1 protein-coding gene is annotated in these 506 nt (G+C 70.0%); it reads right to left on the minus strand.

The features are described from left to right. A partial coding sequence (locus B3T77_RS14650) for a hypothetical protein (protein WP_292080562.1) occupies window positions 1-506 on the minus strand: 506 nt, incomplete at both ends.

Raw genomic sequence — 506 nt, forward strand, 5'->3', positions numbered from 1 at the left:
TGCGCAGTTCGTGACTGACGTTGGACAGGAACCGCGTCTTGGCCCGGTTCGCCGCCTCGGCCCGCTCCAGCGCCGCCGACAGGGCGACCTCCGAGGCTTTGAGGCGCCGCACGTCGGCCGTCGTGTTCCACAGCAGCGACCCCGTGCCGATCAGCAGCACGATGAAGAGCAGCAGCAGCAGCGGCCCGGCCTTGGTCAGGATCTGATAGCCGGGCTGCTCCGGCGCCCAGACGACACGCCCCAACAGGGCGCCGCCGACGTCGCGAACATCGACGCCGATCATGCCCTTGGGCGGCTCTGCATCGCCGGGCTGGAAGTGAATCCGGTCCAGCGCCAGCCGCGTTCGCAAGAGATTGAGCTCGCCGGCGAACGGTTTGAACGACGCGACGACCGGATCGGACGCCGGCGTCGATCCGCCCGCCGTATGCCGCACGACGGTGGAGGCCCCCAGCACATAGACGTCGCCGCCGACGCGAACGAACGCCGCCTTCAGCCGCACCCCGGCA

It is taken from the genome of Brevundimonas sp. UBA7838 (genome assembly GCF_002500885.1).
GTDB classification, from domain to species: Bacteria; Pseudomonadota; Alphaproteobacteria; order Caulobacterales; family Caulobacteraceae; genus Brevundimonas; species Brevundimonas vesicularis_C.